The organism is Ruegeria arenilitoris (assembly GCF_013031355.1).
Lineage (GTDB): Bacteria > Pseudomonadota > Alphaproteobacteria > Rhodobacterales > Rhodobacteraceae > Ruegeria > Ruegeria arenilitoris_C.
The window spans coordinates 35,262-50,691 of record NZ_WPZO01000015.1; the positions used below are offsets into that span (position 1 = coordinate 35,262).

The 15,430-nt window shown below is 58.4% G+C and carries 16 protein-coding genes; 5 read left to right on the forward strand and 11 right to left on the reverse strand.

The genetic code is table 11. The annotated features are described in order from the left end of the window. Positions 1 to 3 precede the first annotated feature (3 nt). From GOX63_RS22180 to GOX63_RS22190, 3 genes are read left to right on the forward strand one after another with little or no spacing between them, the layout of a single operon-like run. Positions 4 to 1,155 (forward strand): aromatic ring-hydroxylating oxygenase subunit alpha, encoded by a 1,152-nt coding sequence (locus GOX63_RS22180; protein ID WP_170328661.1) that lies wholly within the window; start codon positions 4 to 6, stop codon positions 1,153 to 1,155. A gap of 18 nt (positions 1,156 to 1,173) precedes the next feature. Then, complete coding sequence (locus GOX63_RS22185) at positions 1,174 to 1,647, forward strand: hypothetical protein (RefSeq protein WP_170328662.1); 474 nt, start codon at positions 1,174 to 1,176, stop codon at positions 1,645 to 1,647. Positions 1,648 to 1,658: 11 nt separating this feature from the next. Then, complete coding sequence (locus tag GOX63_RS22190) at positions 1,659 to 2,717, forward strand: ferredoxin--NADP reductase (protein WP_170547247.1); 1,059 nt, start codon at positions 1,659 to 1,661, stop codon at positions 2,715 to 2,717. A 196-nt stretch (positions 2,718 to 2,913) separates the two neighbouring features. Here the strand turns inward: GOX63_RS22190 and GOX63_RS22195 are convergent, their stop codons facing one another. Genes GOX63_RS22195 through GOX63_RS22235 form a run of 9 tightly spaced genes read right to left on the reverse strand, consistent with a single transcriptional unit; the run spans position 2,914 to position 11,603 of the window. Next, positions 2,914 to 3,651: a metallophosphoesterase family protein gene (locus GOX63_RS22195; RefSeq protein WP_170328664.1), complete on the reverse strand. Its 738-nt coding sequence runs from the start codon at positions 3,649 to 3,651 to the stop codon at positions 2,914 to 2,916. A 13-nt stretch (positions 3,652 to 3,664) separates the two neighbouring features. Further along, on the reverse strand, positions 3,665 to 4,720 hold the full coding sequence (locus GOX63_RS22200; protein WP_170547251.1) for an aldolase/citrate lyase family protein: 1,056 nt from the start codon (positions 4,718 to 4,720) through the stop codon (positions 3,665 to 3,667). 14 nt (positions 4,721 to 4,734) lie between these two features. Further along, a complete protein-coding gene (gene hpaH / locus GOX63_RS22205; protein WP_170328666.1) occupies positions 4,735 to 5,535 on the reverse strand; it encodes a 2-oxo-hept-4-ene-1,7-dioate hydratase in 801 nt (266 codons plus the stop codon). After that, the gene (locus GOX63_RS22210) at positions 5,532 to 6,386 is read right to left on the reverse strand and encodes a fumarylacetoacetate hydrolase family protein (RefSeq protein WP_170328667.1); all 855 of its coding nucleotides are present in this window, start codon (positions 6,384 to 6,386) and stop codon (positions 5,532 to 5,534) included. Before GOX63_RS22210 ends, hpaH begins: the two co-directional genes overlap by 4 nt. Then, positions 6,386 to 7,867 (reverse strand): NAD-dependent succinate-semialdehyde dehydrogenase, encoded by a 1,482-nt coding sequence (locus tag GOX63_RS22215; RefSeq protein WP_254436071.1) that lies wholly within the window; start codon positions 7,865 to 7,867, stop codon positions 6,386 to 6,388. Before GOX63_RS22215 ends, GOX63_RS22210 begins: the two co-directional genes overlap by 1 nt. A gap of 24 nt (positions 7,868 to 7,891) precedes the next feature. Beyond that, the gene (gene hpaD / locus GOX63_RS22220; protein WP_170547254.1) at positions 7,892 to 8,734 is read right to left on the reverse strand and encodes a 3,4-dihydroxyphenylacetate 2,3-dioxygenase; all 843 of its coding nucleotides are present in this window, start codon (positions 8,732 to 8,734) and stop codon (positions 7,892 to 7,894) included. Positions 8,735 to 8,778: 44 nt separating this feature from the next. Further along, positions 8,779 to 9,633 (reverse strand): 3,4-dihydroxyphenylacetate 2,3-dioxygenase, encoded by an 855-nt coding sequence (gene hpaD, locus GOX63_RS22225; protein WP_170547257.1) that lies wholly within the window; start codon positions 9,631 to 9,633, stop codon positions 8,779 to 8,781. 56 nt (positions 9,634 to 9,689) lie between these two features. Then, positions 9,690 to 11,201: a 5-carboxymethyl-2-hydroxymuconate semialdehyde dehydrogenase gene (hpaE, locus tag GOX63_RS22230; RefSeq protein ID WP_170328670.1), complete on the reverse strand. Its 1,512-nt coding sequence runs from the start codon at positions 11,199 to 11,201 to the stop codon at positions 9,690 to 9,692. A gap of 3 nt (positions 11,202 to 11,204) precedes the next feature. Further along, positions 11,205 to 11,603 (reverse strand): 5-carboxymethyl-2-hydroxymuconate Delta-isomerase, encoded by a 399-nt coding sequence (locus tag GOX63_RS22235; RefSeq protein WP_170328671.1) that lies wholly within the window; start codon positions 11,601 to 11,603, stop codon positions 11,205 to 11,207. A 105-nt stretch (positions 11,604 to 11,708) separates the two neighbouring features. On the opposite strand from GOX63_RS22235, the gene hpaR reads away from it, so the two are divergent. Further along, the gene (hpaR, locus tag GOX63_RS22240) at positions 11,709 to 12,149 is read left to right on the forward strand and encodes a homoprotocatechuate degradation operon regulator HpaR (protein WP_170328672.1); all 441 of its coding nucleotides are present in this window, start codon (positions 11,709 to 11,711) and stop codon (positions 12,147 to 12,149) included. A 36-nt stretch (positions 12,150 to 12,185) separates the two neighbouring features. On the opposite strand, the gene GOX63_RS22245 is transcribed toward hpaR, so the two are convergent. Together GOX63_RS22245 and GOX63_RS22250 are read right to left on the reverse strand one after the other, a co-directional pair. Continuing rightward, the gene (locus GOX63_RS22245; RefSeq protein WP_170328673.1) at positions 12,186 to 13,538 is read right to left on the reverse strand and encodes an aminotransferase class III-fold pyridoxal phosphate-dependent enzyme; all 1,353 of its coding nucleotides are present in this window, start codon (positions 13,536 to 13,538) and stop codon (positions 12,186 to 12,188) included. A gap of 32 nt (positions 13,539 to 13,570) precedes the next feature. Continuing rightward, a complete protein-coding gene (locus tag GOX63_RS22250) occupies positions 13,571 to 14,350 on the reverse strand; it encodes an IclR family transcriptional regulator (protein WP_170328674.1) in 780 nt (259 codons plus the stop codon). A gap of 108 nt (positions 14,351 to 14,458) precedes the next feature. Between GOX63_RS22250 and GOX63_RS22255 the strand changes: the two genes are divergently transcribed. Continuing rightward, a complete protein-coding gene (locus tag GOX63_RS22255; protein WP_170328675.1) occupies positions 14,459 to 15,388 on the forward strand; it encodes a tripartite tricarboxylate transporter substrate binding protein in 930 nt (309 codons plus the stop codon). Positions 15,389 to 15,430 lie beyond the last annotated feature (42 nt).

The window sequence follows — 15,430 nt, forward strand, 5'->3', positions numbered from 1 at the left end:
GAGATGACCAAAATGTATCACCATCTGCCGGTCGAGGCTTACACCGCACAGGACTGGTTCGATCGAGAACAACAGATGATCTTTTCGCGCACCTGGAGGTTCGCGGGGTTGATCGAGGATATCGAAGGTCCGGGGCACTATCTTTCCGTTCAGGCGGGCCTGAACAATCTGTTCATCGTGATGGGACGCGATCACCGCCTGCGCGCCTTTCATAATATCTGCCGCCACCGGGGCACCCAACTGATCCGGGCCGTTGGCAAGACACAAAAGGCGCTCACCTGCCCCTATCATGACTGGACATACGATTTGGAAGGCAATCTGATCTCGGTGCCCGATGAGGCATCCGAGTTTCCAAACGGTGTCGATAAGTCCTGCCTTGGCCTAAAGCCGGCCAGCGTGGATGTCTGGCGCGGCATGTTGTTCGTACATCCCGACCCGGACGCGCCAACCTTGGCGGAGTGGTTTGGGGCAGTGGACCCGCACCTCGGCCCTCACAAGCCTGAAGAACTTGTCGAATACACAGAAGGACGTAACAGCTACGAGATCAAGGCCAACTGGAAGATCGTCGTTGAGAACTACATCGATGTCTACCACCTGAGCCATCTGCATTCGAATACCCTGCATATGTATGACCACGCCAAGGCCGAATACGGATGGCAAGGGCCGCACTATCACTTTTGGGAACCCCCGGCGGCGGATTATGCAAAGAACCACGAAGCCAACATCCCGATGCCGCGCACGATCCCCGAACCGCATGTCGGGGCATGGGTTCCGATGCTGTTTCCCGGCATTGGCATCGGGGCCAGCGAGGAAAGCTGGAACCTGTTCATCATCACTCCGCTTGCCCCGGACCTGACGCGGGTCGAGAACCGCACAAAACTGGCGAACGTATCGGACTGGACGTTTCAGAAACAACAGTGGAAAAGCTGGGGCTTCTGGAAGGATTTCGGCGGCGCAAAATACCACGGGGATGATGCCTCAGGCGAAGACGACCCGATGGCATCCGGAGATTTCACGGCCGAGGATATCTATGCCTGCGAACAACAGCAGAAGTCTTTGAAAAGCCCGTACCTTGAAATCGGTCCGGCTGGGGTTGGCGAAAGCCCGATCACACAGCACCAGAAAGCTGTTCTGGCGTTCATGCAGGACGACTGAGCTATGCTGAGGCTGATCATGAAACCAGTACATGCCACCCTGATCGGTATTGCGCTTGCTTCGGGTCTGGTGCTGACGGCGCAGGCAGACGCGCCTGAGGACATCGCCGCACGCATCGTGCAAGCCAAAGACGAACAAAGCCTGCTGGCCACATGGGACAATTGGCACCCCGACGCCACGCATCGGGTCATCCTCAAATATGGCATGGGGCAAGCGGATGACGTCTTCTCATACCGGATCGCCGATGTCACCGATGCGGAAGATCCGGAACTCGCCAAGGCGTTGGAGGGGTACATAGAAACCACACGGTCCGTGCCTCAGGTTACTGCACGATCCGAAGATGGCGTCCAACACGTCACCGCAGTGACCCACGTCGATTACGATTGGCAGGGATATGCTGGCAAAATGCGTCAGACCGATGAGTTTGTCTTTGAACCCTACCTGGGTGGATCGGTGATCCGGTCTTTGTCCACGACTTACGACTACCGATGATGGGTATCCCGATGCAACGTGACTTTCATCCACTAACCGTATCTGAAATCCGCACGGAGATCGGAGGCGCGGCCACCAGCGTCACCTTTGACGTCCCTCTGGCCCTGACCGATCTGTTTCAATGGACAGCCGGGCAGCATCTAACGGTCAGGTTTCTGATCAACGGAGAGGAGCACCGGCGCAGCTACACGATCTCGAACCCGCCCGGATCCGCGCTGCGTATCACTGTCAAACGCGTGAAAGGCGGGATCGTCTCGAACTATATCGGCGACACCCTGTCGGCGGGGGATACGGTCGAAGTCATGCCCCCTTTCGGACAGTTCACTTTGAACCCCGGAGCCCTGAAACGCCGCACCCACTATTTCTTTGGTGCCGGCAGTGGCATCACGCCGTTATACGCAATGATCAACGCCGTTCTGGCAGACGAGCCTCATTCCGTAGCGCATCTGGTCTTTGGCAACACAAACGCTGACCACATCCTTTTCCAACAGGAGTTGGAGCAGATACTGGCGCAATACCCGCAGCGTTTCACTCTACGCCATGTTCTTTCCCACCCCGCCTTGCTCAGCTGGTTCAGCCCCTGGCGCACGGGGCGGTTGGACGCCGCTGCCATCGGGGCCGCAATTGGCGAAACGCCTCCGGTTGCACAGGACGCCCAATACTGGATCTGCGGCCCCGGCAGCATGAACACGGATATTCGGGCAGCGCTGCAAAATTTGGACGTTCCCGATGACCGCATTCACATGGAGAGCTTTGGCGGGGATACCGAAGGCGACCTGAGTGTATCCGGGATCGCGGCAACGGCCCAAATTGAGCTGAATGGCGCATGGCATGACGTTCCGGTTGCTGAGGGCCAGACCCTACTCGAAGCTGCCCGATCAGCAGGATTAAACCCACCATTCAGTTGCCAGTCCGGAGTTTGCGGGGCCTGCATGGCCCACCTGACCGAAGGCACCGTCCATATGCGGAACCGGATCGCGCTTGAAGACGATGATATCTTTAAGGGGCTCATTCTGTGCTGCCAAAGTGTTGCCACGCAAAAGAACATTGCTTTGAGGTTTGAGGACTAATTTCTTTGATGGGCTTCAGCCTTCACGCCTACGAGCTTTAGAAACCAGGTCGCTTCCCAAAAGGAAGTAACGGCGGCGGGTCTGCAGGGGCGGTTATCCCTTGAGTGCGGGGTAAGGGTGTCGCTCAAGACAGTCAGAGTTGGTTGCGGAACGGGCCTTGCGCGTCGCTCTGCGAGAAAGTGCCCCCGTTTCCCATTCATAACCTGTCGCAGGTCAGGGGCGTTCGCCCCTTGCCCTCTAATATCCAACACTCTGAGCCTTCAAAAACTGCGGCCGTGAGCGGTTTACCATATCCTGCCCCGGTATCTATGTTCACACGGTTTCCGTGATGTTCAGGGGTAGTGACGTGAGTATGGCCGTGAACAACCAGCCAGGGGTGAGGATCGGGGCAATTCAGGAATTCTTCCCGTATCCAGATCAGATCGTCGGGGTCCTGACGATGCAAGGGAACCCAGGGCTGGATACCTGCATGCACAAACAACAGGTCTTCGTGTAGATGGTAAGGCACCAGACCCACCAGAAAATCGACATGGGCCTGCGGAACAGCGGCTTTGGCCTTGGCGTGGATCTGATAGGTTCGATCCCCTTCTTTCACCTCAACGCCATAGGACTTCAGCGTTTCAACGCCTCCTATCCGGGGATGAAGCCAGTGATACCCGACCAACAGGCGGGCATCGTTGCGTGGATAGTCCTCAAGGAACATAGCGCACATCTGGTCGTGGTTGCCGCGTAGAAAGGTCCAGTTTTTGCCTTCGGACTGTCCTTTCACCAGAAGGTCCAGAACCTCGCGACTATGGGCGCCGCGATCGGTGTAGTCACCGATAAAGACAATTTGGGCATCGGACCCGCCATCGTTTTCGATGCGTGCCAGCGCGTCTTCCAACATGTGCAACTGACCGTGGATATCGCCGATGGCATAGATAGGTTCTGGCATTTTTCAGGCGCTCTTACTCAGACCAATCGATGCGGAACTCTTCCCGAAAAGCAAAACGCACCAGATGGGCTTCGATCACGTCTTTCCAGCGCGCCAAATCCCCCCGCGGACCGGTCGCCGCAGTTACAGTCAGGCTGCTGTCATTTGCTTCGAGGGTCACGCTGTCGCCATCCGGGAAGGCCACGCTGCCTTTCGTTTCGTCAAAGAAAACCTCAGCCTTGTGCGACCAGTGCTTGCAGAGTTGCTGCAGGTACTTACTGGCCGCAGCGGTTTCCGCGACGCCCGAGGCTGTCTGGTCCGGCAACAGGCTCAGCCCGGCTTTGGCGGCATTACGCATCGCTGTTGCAAACAGTGTGACGTCGATATTGGTTGCCACGAATGTGGCCCCCAGATCCAGGCACTTGCGCTGCATCGCCGGATCAAGCGTCAGGATACCTGCGGCCTTGCCCGCAGCCACGATACGGGTCAGCGCATCCAACACTGCCGCGACCACATCGGGATGACCCGCATTGCCGATATGACCCATATCGGCGGCCAGATCGGATGGGCCGATAAACACCCCGTCCACATCAGTTGCCAGAATGTCGTCCAGCGCCGCCAGACCCTTTTGGTTTTCAACCTGCACCAGCAGACAAATCTGTTCATCCGCCGTTTTCAGATAATCCGGAATCGCCGCAAACCGCGAGGCTCGCGCCAGTGCCGAGCCCACGCCCCGCACGCCATTAGGCGGGTATTGCACCGCCCGCACCAGCTCACGCGCCTGATCGCCGCTTTCGACCATGGGCACCAGAAGGTTCTGCACCCCTGCGTCCAGATACTGCTTGATCATCCAGGTCTCGCCAATCGGCAGGCGCGCAACCGGAATGCTGCCCGATCCCTCGATCACCTGCACCTGTTCAAGGATCGAGCGCAGATCGTTCGGCGCGTGCTCACCGTCGACCAGCAGCCAGTCGAACTGCGCGGTTGCTGCAATCTCAGCCGTATAGGCGTTGGCCATCCCTATCCAGCACCCGATCTGCGGCTGTTCGGCCTTGAGAGCGGCTTTGAACGTATTCTTCGGTGCAGGCATTTGCGGCGCTCCTTTCAGGCGAAATTGATATCAACCGAGCCGAACGGCCCGAAATCGGCATGGATCTCTGTTCCCGATGGGCACTCGACCGGGCGGATAAAGCTGCCGGACAGGATGATCTGACCGGGTTCAATGCTTTGGCCGTATTGCGCCATTCGACGGGCCAGCCAGACAACGCTTTCGACCGGATCGTTCAGCACACCCGCACCCAGACCGGTTTCCTCGATCTCGCCATTACGGAAGGTCAACGCACCGACCCAGCGCAGGTCAACGGCTTCCACCGCATGACGCTCCGCCCCAAGCACGATGCCCGCATTAGCCGCATTGTCGCTGATCGTGTCGAACACCGTGCGCGCTTTGCCAGACTCGGGGTCGACCCGCTGAATACGGGTGTCGAGGATTTCGATCGAGGGCGTGACGTAATCCGTGGCGGCAATGATATCGTCGCGGGTGACGTTTTCGCCGCCAACCGCAGATTTTATCACAAAGGCAATCTCGGCTTCGATCCGCGGCTGGATGAACCGGCCCGCCGGAACCGTTCCACCATTTTCAAAGGCCATGTCATCAAACAGGATGCCGCTGTCAGGGATGTCGATGTTCAGCGCGTATTGCATGGCTTTCGAGGTCAGTCCGATCTTCCAGCCAATCACCTTGCGCCCTTTGGCCAGTTTCTGGCGATAGATGGCGTTTTGCACCTCATAGGCGTCGTCCATCCCCATCTCGGGATGGCGCAGGGTCAGCAGACCGATCTGCTCACGCGTACGTTCAGCCTGCAGCAGATCAGCGGCGGCACGTGTATGATCCTCGGGGGTCATGGCTGTTCGTCCTCAACCGTGTTGCGCAACGTGCCGATGCCTTCGACCGAGACCTCAACCACGTCGCCCGGCGCCAGATATTTCGGAGGATCAAACCGTGCCCCTGCCCCGGTCGGCGTTCCGGTGACGATGATATCGCCCGGCTGCAGGGTCATGAAGGTCGAGATATACTCGATCTCGCGCCGGATCGGGAACATCATGCGGTTAAGAGTATCGTCCTGACGCAGCTCGCCATTCACACGGGTCTTAATGCGGGCGTCATCCAGTTGCGCCGCATCGGTGAAGGGCACAAGCCACGGACCGATGGCACCCGAGATGTCCCAGTTCTTGCCCTGGGTGACGTTGAACTTGGCGTGGCGCACCCAGTCGCGGATCGTGCCTTCGTTACACAGGGTCAGGGCTGCAATGTGGTCATAGGCGTTCTCTTGCGAAATCCGGCGCCCAGCCTTGCCGATGACAATGGCCACTTCACCTTCGTAATCCAGCGTATGGTTTTCCGGTGGGCGGATCAGCGGGCGGTCATGACCGGTGAAACCGCTGGCAAAACGCGGGAACAGCGACATGTATTTCGGCTGCGCGCTGCCATCCTTGTATTCCGCATTGCGATCCGGAAAGTTCACCCCGACACACAGGATGCGACGCGCATCCGGCATCACCATTTCGTAGGTAAAGTCGGTATGGGTCACCGCTTTGCCCTCTGCGGCTTTGACCAGATCGTCAAACGCCCCGGCGGCAATCACCTCGTAAAGGGTTCCGTAGTAGGGAAATTCGCTATTCAGCGCGATGGCGCCGGCATCCGTGATTGCGCCAAAAAAGGTTTCTCCATTGGCAGAGTAAGTCGCAAAGCGCATCAGGCCTCCTCGGCGGCGTCGATGCCACCCATGCAGATGTATTTGAGTTCCATGAAGTCATCGAGCCCATAGCGTGAGCCTTCGCGCCCCAGACCCGACATCTTGACGCCACCAAATGGAGCTTCGGCGGTTGAGATCAGGCCGGTGTTGACGCCAACCATGCCATATTCCAGCCCCTCGGACACACGCCAGACGCGGGCCAGATCCCGGGAATAGAAATACGAGGCAAGCCCGAACTCGGTATCATTGGCAGCAGCTACGACTTCGCGTTCGGCATCGAACTTGAACAAGGGCGCGACGGGGCCAAAGGTTTCCTCGGTTGCCACCGCCATGTCCGAGGTCACGCCGGTCAGGATGGTGGGTTCAAAGAAGGTGCCGCCCAGCGCGTGGGGTTTGCCACCAAGCGTAACCTTGGCACCTTTCGAAGTCGCGTCCTCGACATGTTCGGCCACCTTGTCCACGGCGGCCTGATCAATCAGCGGGCCAAAGATAATGCCTTCGTCAAACCCGTTGCCGGTCGGCAGGGTCGCGACCTTGGCCGACAGTTTCTCCGCGAAGGCATCATAGACACCCGCCTGTACATAGATGCGGTTTGCGCAAACGCAGGTCTGGCCATTGTTACGGAACTTGGCGATCACGGCCCCTTCGACGGCGGCATCCAGGTCGGCATCGTCGAACACGATGAACGGCGCGTTGCCGCCCAGCTCCAACCCCAGCTTCTTGATCGTCGGAGCACATTGCGCATAAAGCATCGCGCCGATCTCGGTCGATCCGGTGAAAGTCAGTTTCTGCACGATCGGGCTCGACGTCATCTCGCCGCCAATGGCGCGCGCCGAACCGGTGAGGACCGAGAACAGACCTGCAGGCAGCCCCGCGCGCTCGGCCAGAACAGCCAGCGCAATGGCCGAGAATGGAGTTTGGCTTGCCGGTTTCAGCACCATTGAACAGCCCGCAGCAAAGGCCGGACCGGCCTTGCGGGTGATCATGGCATTGGGAAAATTCCAAGGCGTAATCGCGGCCACAACACCGATGGGCTGTTTGACCGTGATGATCCGCTTGTCCGGCGCATGACCGGGCGTGACATCACCGTAAGCACGGCGCGCCTCTTCGGCGAACCACTCGATGAAACTGGCGCCATAAGCGATCTCACCTTTGGCCTCGGCCAGTGGCTTTCCCTGTTCGGTGGTCAAGATTGCACCCAGATCATCCTGATTTTCCATCATCAGATCATACCAACGACGCAGAATCTGACTGCGTTCTTTCGCGGTGCGTTTGACCCAATCTTTCCGGGCACGCTGCGCATCTGCAATCGCCTCCGCCGTTTCCGCAGCACCCAGATTAGGCACCTGGCCGATCAATTCACCCGTGGCCGGGTTGGTTACATCAATCGCGCTTTCAGCCTCGGTGGCATCCACCCATCTGGACCCGACCAGAGCCATTTCGGCAAGCAGGCTGGGATCGTTGAGACGCAGTTCAGTCATTCGAATTTTCCTGTGTTTCCGGCCTTAGACCGAGAAGCTGATATTGGCCTGACCCGTTCCGGAGCTTCCGAAATACGGGGTGTAGATGTCGATCTTGCCCTTGTAGCTGCCCCAGCCAAGAGCTCCGAACAGCAAGGCGGTATCATTCATGGCGCATTCGCCGGCGCATTTCTTGGCGTAGTCGGGCAGGAGTTTGAGGAACTCTTCAAAACGGCCCTGCTCCCACAGATCCAGCACGCGCATGTCCATCTGGCGGTTGAACTCGCCGTTTACCGAATTCAGACCATCGACCGAGCGTTCATTGGGCGTGAAATCATGGCTCAGCGACCCCGAGGCCAGAATCGATACATTCCGATCAGACCGCTTGACGGCCTCGGCAATCGCCTCACCCCAGACCCGGTTTTCAGCAATCGACGAGAACTGATTGACTGCCACGGGCAGAACCCGCGCATTCACGCCATCATTGATAAAGTGCATCGGCAGCAAGGTGCCGTATTCCATGCCCATATCGGGGTGCGAATGACCCAAGGCCCGCTCACCACGCTCGCGCAGAACATCAAGGATGGTTTCCCCCAACTCATGATCGCCGCGATAGTCGAACTCCATATCCGCCAGCATGTGCGGCAGTTCGTGGCTGATGAAACGGCCCTTGTGGTGCTCCTTCGTGTTCAGGTGAAAACCCTGATTGGTGATCCAATGCGTGTCGAAGATGACGAAGGTATCGACCTTGCGGTCGATCGCATCCTGACGCAGGCGCGCATACCCATCGATGGCAGGTTGGCGGATGCCTTTGTATTTCGGCATCGTGTGGGACATCCAGATACTTGGCACATGCGTAATCTTCGCTGCCTGTACAATCTTTCCCATGATCGTCTCCTCTCCATAACTGCGATGCGCGCCTGTCAGCCCGTTCAGGTCACCGGGAAGATCACGTTTGTCTGTCCCGTGCCGGAGGACGGGAAATACTCGGTGACAACCTCGCATTTCGCATCATACGTGTCCCATCCCAGCGCACCGTAAAGCATGGCCGTGTCGTGCATCGACCCTTCGCCGCAGCAGAAATTGGCATATTCACCCAGCATTTTCAGGAATGTGGCGTGATCTCCGGCCTGCCACATATCCAGAACATGCAGATCCACCTGGCGGTTGAATTCCGAACTGATGGTGAATGTACCATTGTTTGCGGCATAATCCTTGTTCGGCCAGATCTTGTGGCTCAGCGATCCGGACGCGACCAGCAAAACCTTACTGTCGCTGGCCTCGACCGCCTCGCGGATGGCTTCGCCGACAAGGCGGCTTTCATCGTGGCTGTGAACGGTGCACCAGGCGGCAATCGAGACCACCTTGAAATCCGCCTCGCGGCTCATGAAACGCATCGGAACAAGGGTGCCGTATTCCAGCTCCAGGCTGTCCACCTGATGGCTGAGCGTGTGCACGCCCTTTTTCGTGGCGATATCGGCAATGGCATCCCCAAGCGCCGGGTCACCGTCATATGCGTAAGGCAGGTCCTTGATGAATTGCGGGAATTCGTTGGAGGTAAACAGGCCCTCGAAATGCCTGTTCGCGTTGATGTGGAAACCCGCGTTCACAACCCAATGCGTATCGCAGATCACCACGGTATCAGCACCCAGCTCCTTTGCGCGCCGCGCAATCTCCCGGTGGCCATCAATCGCGGCTTGACGCGCGCCTTTGACCGGACCTTCCTGCTCGGACATCAGCATGGTCGGCACATGGGTCATTTTGGCTGCGAGAACGATTTCTCCCATTTTCTCCTCCTGAATGTTGAAGTGCGCGCGTTTCCAGGTTCTGTCTGGGCAGGCCGTTATAGCTTGCCCAGTTGCATGATCTTGTGCTGACCGGTGGCAAAGCCGATGTGCTTTTGCTCCATGTAGAACTCGAACGACCAGTCGCCGCCGTCGCGCCCGATACCCGAGGCCTTGACGCCACCAAAGGGTGTGGGCAGGTGACGGACGTTTTCCGAGTTCACCCAGATCATCCCGGCCTCAAGCTTGTCGGTAAAACGCAGTGCACGCGTCAGGTCGTTGGTCCAGACATAACCGGTCAGACCATAGGGCGTATCATTGGCCATCTGCAGCGCCTCCTCCTCGGTCGAGAATGGGATCGAGGTCAGGACTGGGCCAAAGATTTCCTCGCGCGCGATGCGCATCTGGTTGGTGGCGTTGGTGAACAGGGTCGGACGGATGAAGTACCCTTCGTCACCCAGCTTCACTCCACCGGCCGCGACGGTCGCGCCGTCCTCTTTGGCGATGTCGAAATAGCTGGTGACCTTGTTGTAGTGCTCTTCCGTCACCAGCGGGCCGATTTCGGTCGCCGGATCCAGCGGGTGGCCGACCTTGATGTTGTTCACGCGTTCGATCAGCTTGGCTTCGAACTCTTCCTTGATGCTGTCCTGCACCAGCAGGCGCGAAGACGAGGTGCAACGCTCGCCGTTGATCGAGTAGATCATGAAGATCACCGCATCCAGCGCCCGATCCAGATCGGCGTCATCGAAGACGATGACCGGGTTCTTGCCACCCAGTTCCAAATGCATCCGCTTCAGCGTATCCGCACCCTGCTTGGTGATGATGCTGCCGGTGCGGCTTTCACCGACAAAGGCGATGGCCTTGATCAGAGGGTGCTCGGTCAGCGCCTTACCCGCGTCGGGGCCAAAGCCGTTCACGGTGTTCAGCACACCCTTTGGCAGACCGGCCTCTTCGGCGATTTCGACCAGCAGGCGAGCCGACAGTGGCGAATCCTCGGCCGGTTTGTGAACCACTGTGCAACCTGCGGCCAAAGCGGGCGCAATTTTCCAGGTCGACAGCATGAAGGGCGTGTTCCATGGGGTGATCACGCCCACGGGACCAATCGGCACGCGAGTGGTGACATTCATCAGGGTCGGCGATTTCAGATGCTGACCGTCCCGCGCCTGCACCACTTGATCTGCAAAGTAACGAAAATTCTCGGCGCCACGCAGGGCCGCCTTGGACATGAACCGCAGCGTCTGGCCGGTGTCCCAGCATTCGCACAGCGCGATTTCCTCGGCGCGCGCCTCGATGGCGTCAGCCACGTTCAGCAGAATGCGGCGGCGCTCGGTGGCGGGCATGTCGCGCCATTCGGCGAAGGCCGCATGGGCCGCTTTCGCGGCGGTATCGATGTCATCCGCCGTGCCGCGGGCAACATCGCAGATCACCGACTTGTCGACCGGCGAGGTGGATTGAAACACCCCTGCGGCACCGGCAACGTCCTCACCTGCAATGCGGTTCTTGATGCCTGTTTCTTTGAACCGCGCCAAAAAGCCCGCGAGTTTTTCGATGTTTGTATCCAGTGCGCTCATGGTTCAGGTCTCCTGCGTGGTCGCGCCAAGGTGATCGCGGATTGTACCGGTCTTGGGCGAAAGCTTTGGGTCGATGTCGCGCATCTCAAGCGAGAGTGCGATGGAATGGTGTAGGAAGGCGGGGGCCAGATACGTTCTGACCGCTTCGAAAATGCGCTGCGTGGCGTCTTGCTTGACGTCGTCGGACCGACCGGCGCGCAGACGGATCGATATATCGATGAAGCCATGCGCCGGATTGCCGTCTGCAATGGCATAGTGATCGACCCGAACGGCACGGACGCGAATGCCCGGCATCGGGAAGGTATCGATCTCGGCAGCCGTGGCCCGGATGCACTCGCACAGACCACCCATGTCGACCTTGTCCTCCAGGTTCCTGGAATATTCGACGTGAAAATGTGGCATGTGCCCTCCCTTATTGCTTAACATGTTTACTATTTTGCAATCACACTGTCAAGAACTTGCCTTGTTAATCTTTGCAATTTCGGAAATGGCGCTTTAGAAGGCCGCATGACCACCCAAAGCCACACAAAAAGAACTTCCCGATCTCTTCCGATTGCACTGTTGCGCGCACGGGAAACCGTCATGGCACCGATCCGGGATATGCTGCATGACATTCAGCTAACTGAACAAAAGTGGCGCATCCTGAGGGTTCTGGACGAGTTGGGCGAGATTGAACAAAGCGCCATCGCCCACGAGGCCTGCTTGCTGCTGCCCAGCCTCACCCGCATTCTGCGCACGATGGAGGCCGAGGGCCAGATCACCCGTCGCCAGGACAACGAAGACAAGCGCCGCACTATGGTTCGCATTACCGATGCGGGCCGCGCAGTTCTGGAAGACAACCTTGCCACGTCGTTGGCGATTTCCAGCAATATCGAGGCACAGATGGGCCGCGAGAAGCTGGACCAACTGCTGGACTTGCTTGAAGAACTGCAGGCCGTAAAAGTCTGACCCCGCCCGTGGCGGGCGAGGTCAGGTGAGTGGTGATTAAAGAGTCGCCAGACCGGTATCCAGCGCCGACAGGATCTTGGCCACATCCTCGGAGGTGATGATCAGCGGTGGTGACAGGATGATGTTGTTGCCGGACACACGCACCATCACGCCGTCTTCGTAAGCCGCTTTCTGAACCTGCAGCGGCAGGTGTTTGGCGACAGGCGCCTTGGTCGCTCGATCCGAGACCAGTTCCAGCGCGCACATCAGCCCCTCGCCACCGCGCACATCCCCGATGACATCGTATTTCTCGGCCAGCTTTTGCAATCCGGCAAACAGTTCCTCCCCGCGCGCGGCGGCGTTTTCCCAAACACGCAGGCGCTTGATCTCGGACAGCGCGGCCAGGGCTGCTGCGGCACCAACCGGGTGGCCGGAATAGGTATAGCCTTGATCGACCGACGCCTTACCTGTTGTGTCACTTTCGAACACCTCTGCAACGCCGCCCGAGATCATCGCCGCGCCAAACGGGAAATAGCCGTTGGTGATGGCCTTGGCCGTGGTCATGATGTCGGGCTGCACGCCCCAATGCCGCGCGCCGCTTTCGCTGCCGGTACGACCAAAGGCGGTGATGATCTCATCCGAGATCAGAAGAATACCGTGTTTCGAGCACACGTCGCGCACCATCGGCATGAAACTTTTGTGCGGTGGGATCACGCCACCTGCCCCAAGAACCGGCTCCATGATAAAGGCAGCAACTGTGTTCGCGCCCTGAAACGCAATCTCGGCCTCAAGCGCCTTGACGCAGAGCTGTGCCAGACGTTCCGGATCGGTTTCGTCAAACGGGTTGCGATAGGTCCACGGGGCGGGCACATGGAAACAGCCCGGCATCATCGGCTCGTAGGCCGCGCGGAACTTCTGATTGCCGTTGACCGAGGCCGCAGCAAAATGGGTGCCGTGATAGCCCTGCTTCAGGCTGATGAACTTGGTGCGCCCGGCCTCACCACGGACCTTGTGGTATTGCCGCGCCAGTTTCAGCGCGATCTCGACTGAATCCGAGCCACCCGAGGTAAAGAACGCACGGGTCAGGCCGTCAGGCTCAAAGAACTGAGCCAGCTCATACGACAGTTCGATCACCTTGTCGTTGCTGGTGCCACGGAAGGTCGAATAATAGGGCAGCGCGTTCAGCTGATCGGCAATGGCCTGCTTTACCGGTTCGCAGGAATAACCCAGATTGACGTTCCAAAGCCCCCCGACCGCATCCAGCGCCTTGTGCCCATCGACATCGATAATACTGACACCCTCACCGCCGTTCAGAATGGTCGGCGGGTTCTTCTGACTATCGGCGGGGTGAGCCATCGGGTGCCAGAAGTAACGAGCGTTGTTTTCTTTCAGAAAGTTCGAGTCTTTCATTTCTCGGGTCTCCGGGGTTTGTGTCCACCCGTTCAAGGGTGGAATTCGGTTGGAAATGTATCGGGTAGCTGACCGCCAAAACTTGCGGTCAGGTCAGTCGAAAGAGCGTGCAGGGCGGTTAGGATTTCGGGCAGCCGTTCGTCGTCGGCACGGCCTTCGGGAACGGCAATCGCAATGGTTCCCAGCGCCACCTGATCAATGCCGAATATGGGGGCAGCATAGCCAAAAACGCCATTTTCATAGCTTCCACTGCTGTTCGCCCAACCGGCTCGGCTGATCGTCGCGACCCGCTCTTTGATTTTGGCCGGATCGGTCAGCGTGGCGTCCGTGTATCGCACTTGTTCTTCCTGCCCGAGACGCTCCAGCAAGAAGGATGGTCCAAAGCTAAGCATACAAAGACCTGATGCGGTCGCATTGATCGGAAGAATCTCGCTGGGATCGAGGCTGACCCGCACGCTGTGGCGGTTCGTTTCGACCACCAGCGCGGTTTGAAGCGAGTCCTTTTCAAGCAGCGAAAGATGCAGGCTTTCGCCAACATCCTGCATAGCGACCTGCATTCTCTGGCGGGCACTCTCGATCCCGGGACGGGCGATCTGGCGCAACGCCGCCAGACGCAGCGCGGCGGGCCCAACCGCGTAGGACTTGGTCATGGGGTTCTGTTCGATCAGCCCGTATTCTTCAAGCGCCCGAAGGTGGCGCAGCGCGGTGGCTTTGTTCAATCCGGACAACCGCGCAAACTGGCTCAGCCCAATCTCCGGCCGAGCGTTCGAAAAGTAGTTTAGCATTTTCAAGGCGTTCAGGGCGGTACCCATATGATTCACATCCTCCCGTTAAGGTAATACTTGACAGAACAAGCTTAACAAAGCAACATTATTCTTGCTAACGCGGATCAAATATTGAACCACTAACGGGAGGTGTCAATGAAGAAAGTTCTAACAGCCGCAGCGTTTGTTGCTTCTGCAACCGCCGCACTGGCCGAGTATCCAGAGAAGCCGGTTTCCTTTGTCGTTCCGTGGCCTCCGGGCGATCTGGAAGACGTTCTGACACGGATCATCGCGGACGAGTTTCAAGAGATGTACGGCGTTCCTGCCGCGGTCGTGAACAAACCCGGCGGTGGCGGCGGCCCCTTCCCCGGCGCTGTCGAAGTGGCGACCGCCCCAGCGGATGGTTATACCATCGGGTCCTTCGTGACGGACGTTCCCATCGGCGGCCCCCAGATCGGCATTCCCGAACTGTCCCCCAACCCGTTCGAGCCGATCGGCATTTTCATGACCTATCCGTTCGTGATTGCATCAGGCAAAGACGCGGCATTCACCAACTGGGAAGAACTGGTCGCCTATGGCAAGGAAAACGACGTGGCGCTGGGTCACTTCGGCTCGTTCCTGCCGCCCACTCAGGTGACATTTGCCGCCGCCATCAGCTCGGGCTTTGATTTTGCCAGTGAGGCTGCATTTGATGCGCTGGACTGCAACACGTTGGCCTCCGGCGATGTCGACGTGATCAACACCACGTTGCAACTGATCCTGCCCTGCCTGGACGACGTCAACGTTCTGGCAAGCATTGGCAACGAGCGCATTAGCCTGACGCCAGACACTCCAACGGTCAGCGAACTGCATCCCGATCTGAATGTGGCGCTTTGGAACGGTCTGTTCGTCCACAAGGACACCCCGGCAGAAGTCCGCGAAAAAATCGCCGCAGCAGCACAAAAGGCGCTGCAGACCGAAAAGGCACAGAACCTGATCGGTGAGACAGGCGTTCTGATCTACTGGCTGGATGCCGACGCATCAAACGCCCAGATCGCAAGCGACAGCGAAACGATTGGCGCCATCCAGGCCCTCGTGGGCGAATAAACCAACCACAAGGTCGCGCGGATGCATTCCGCGCGACTTTTT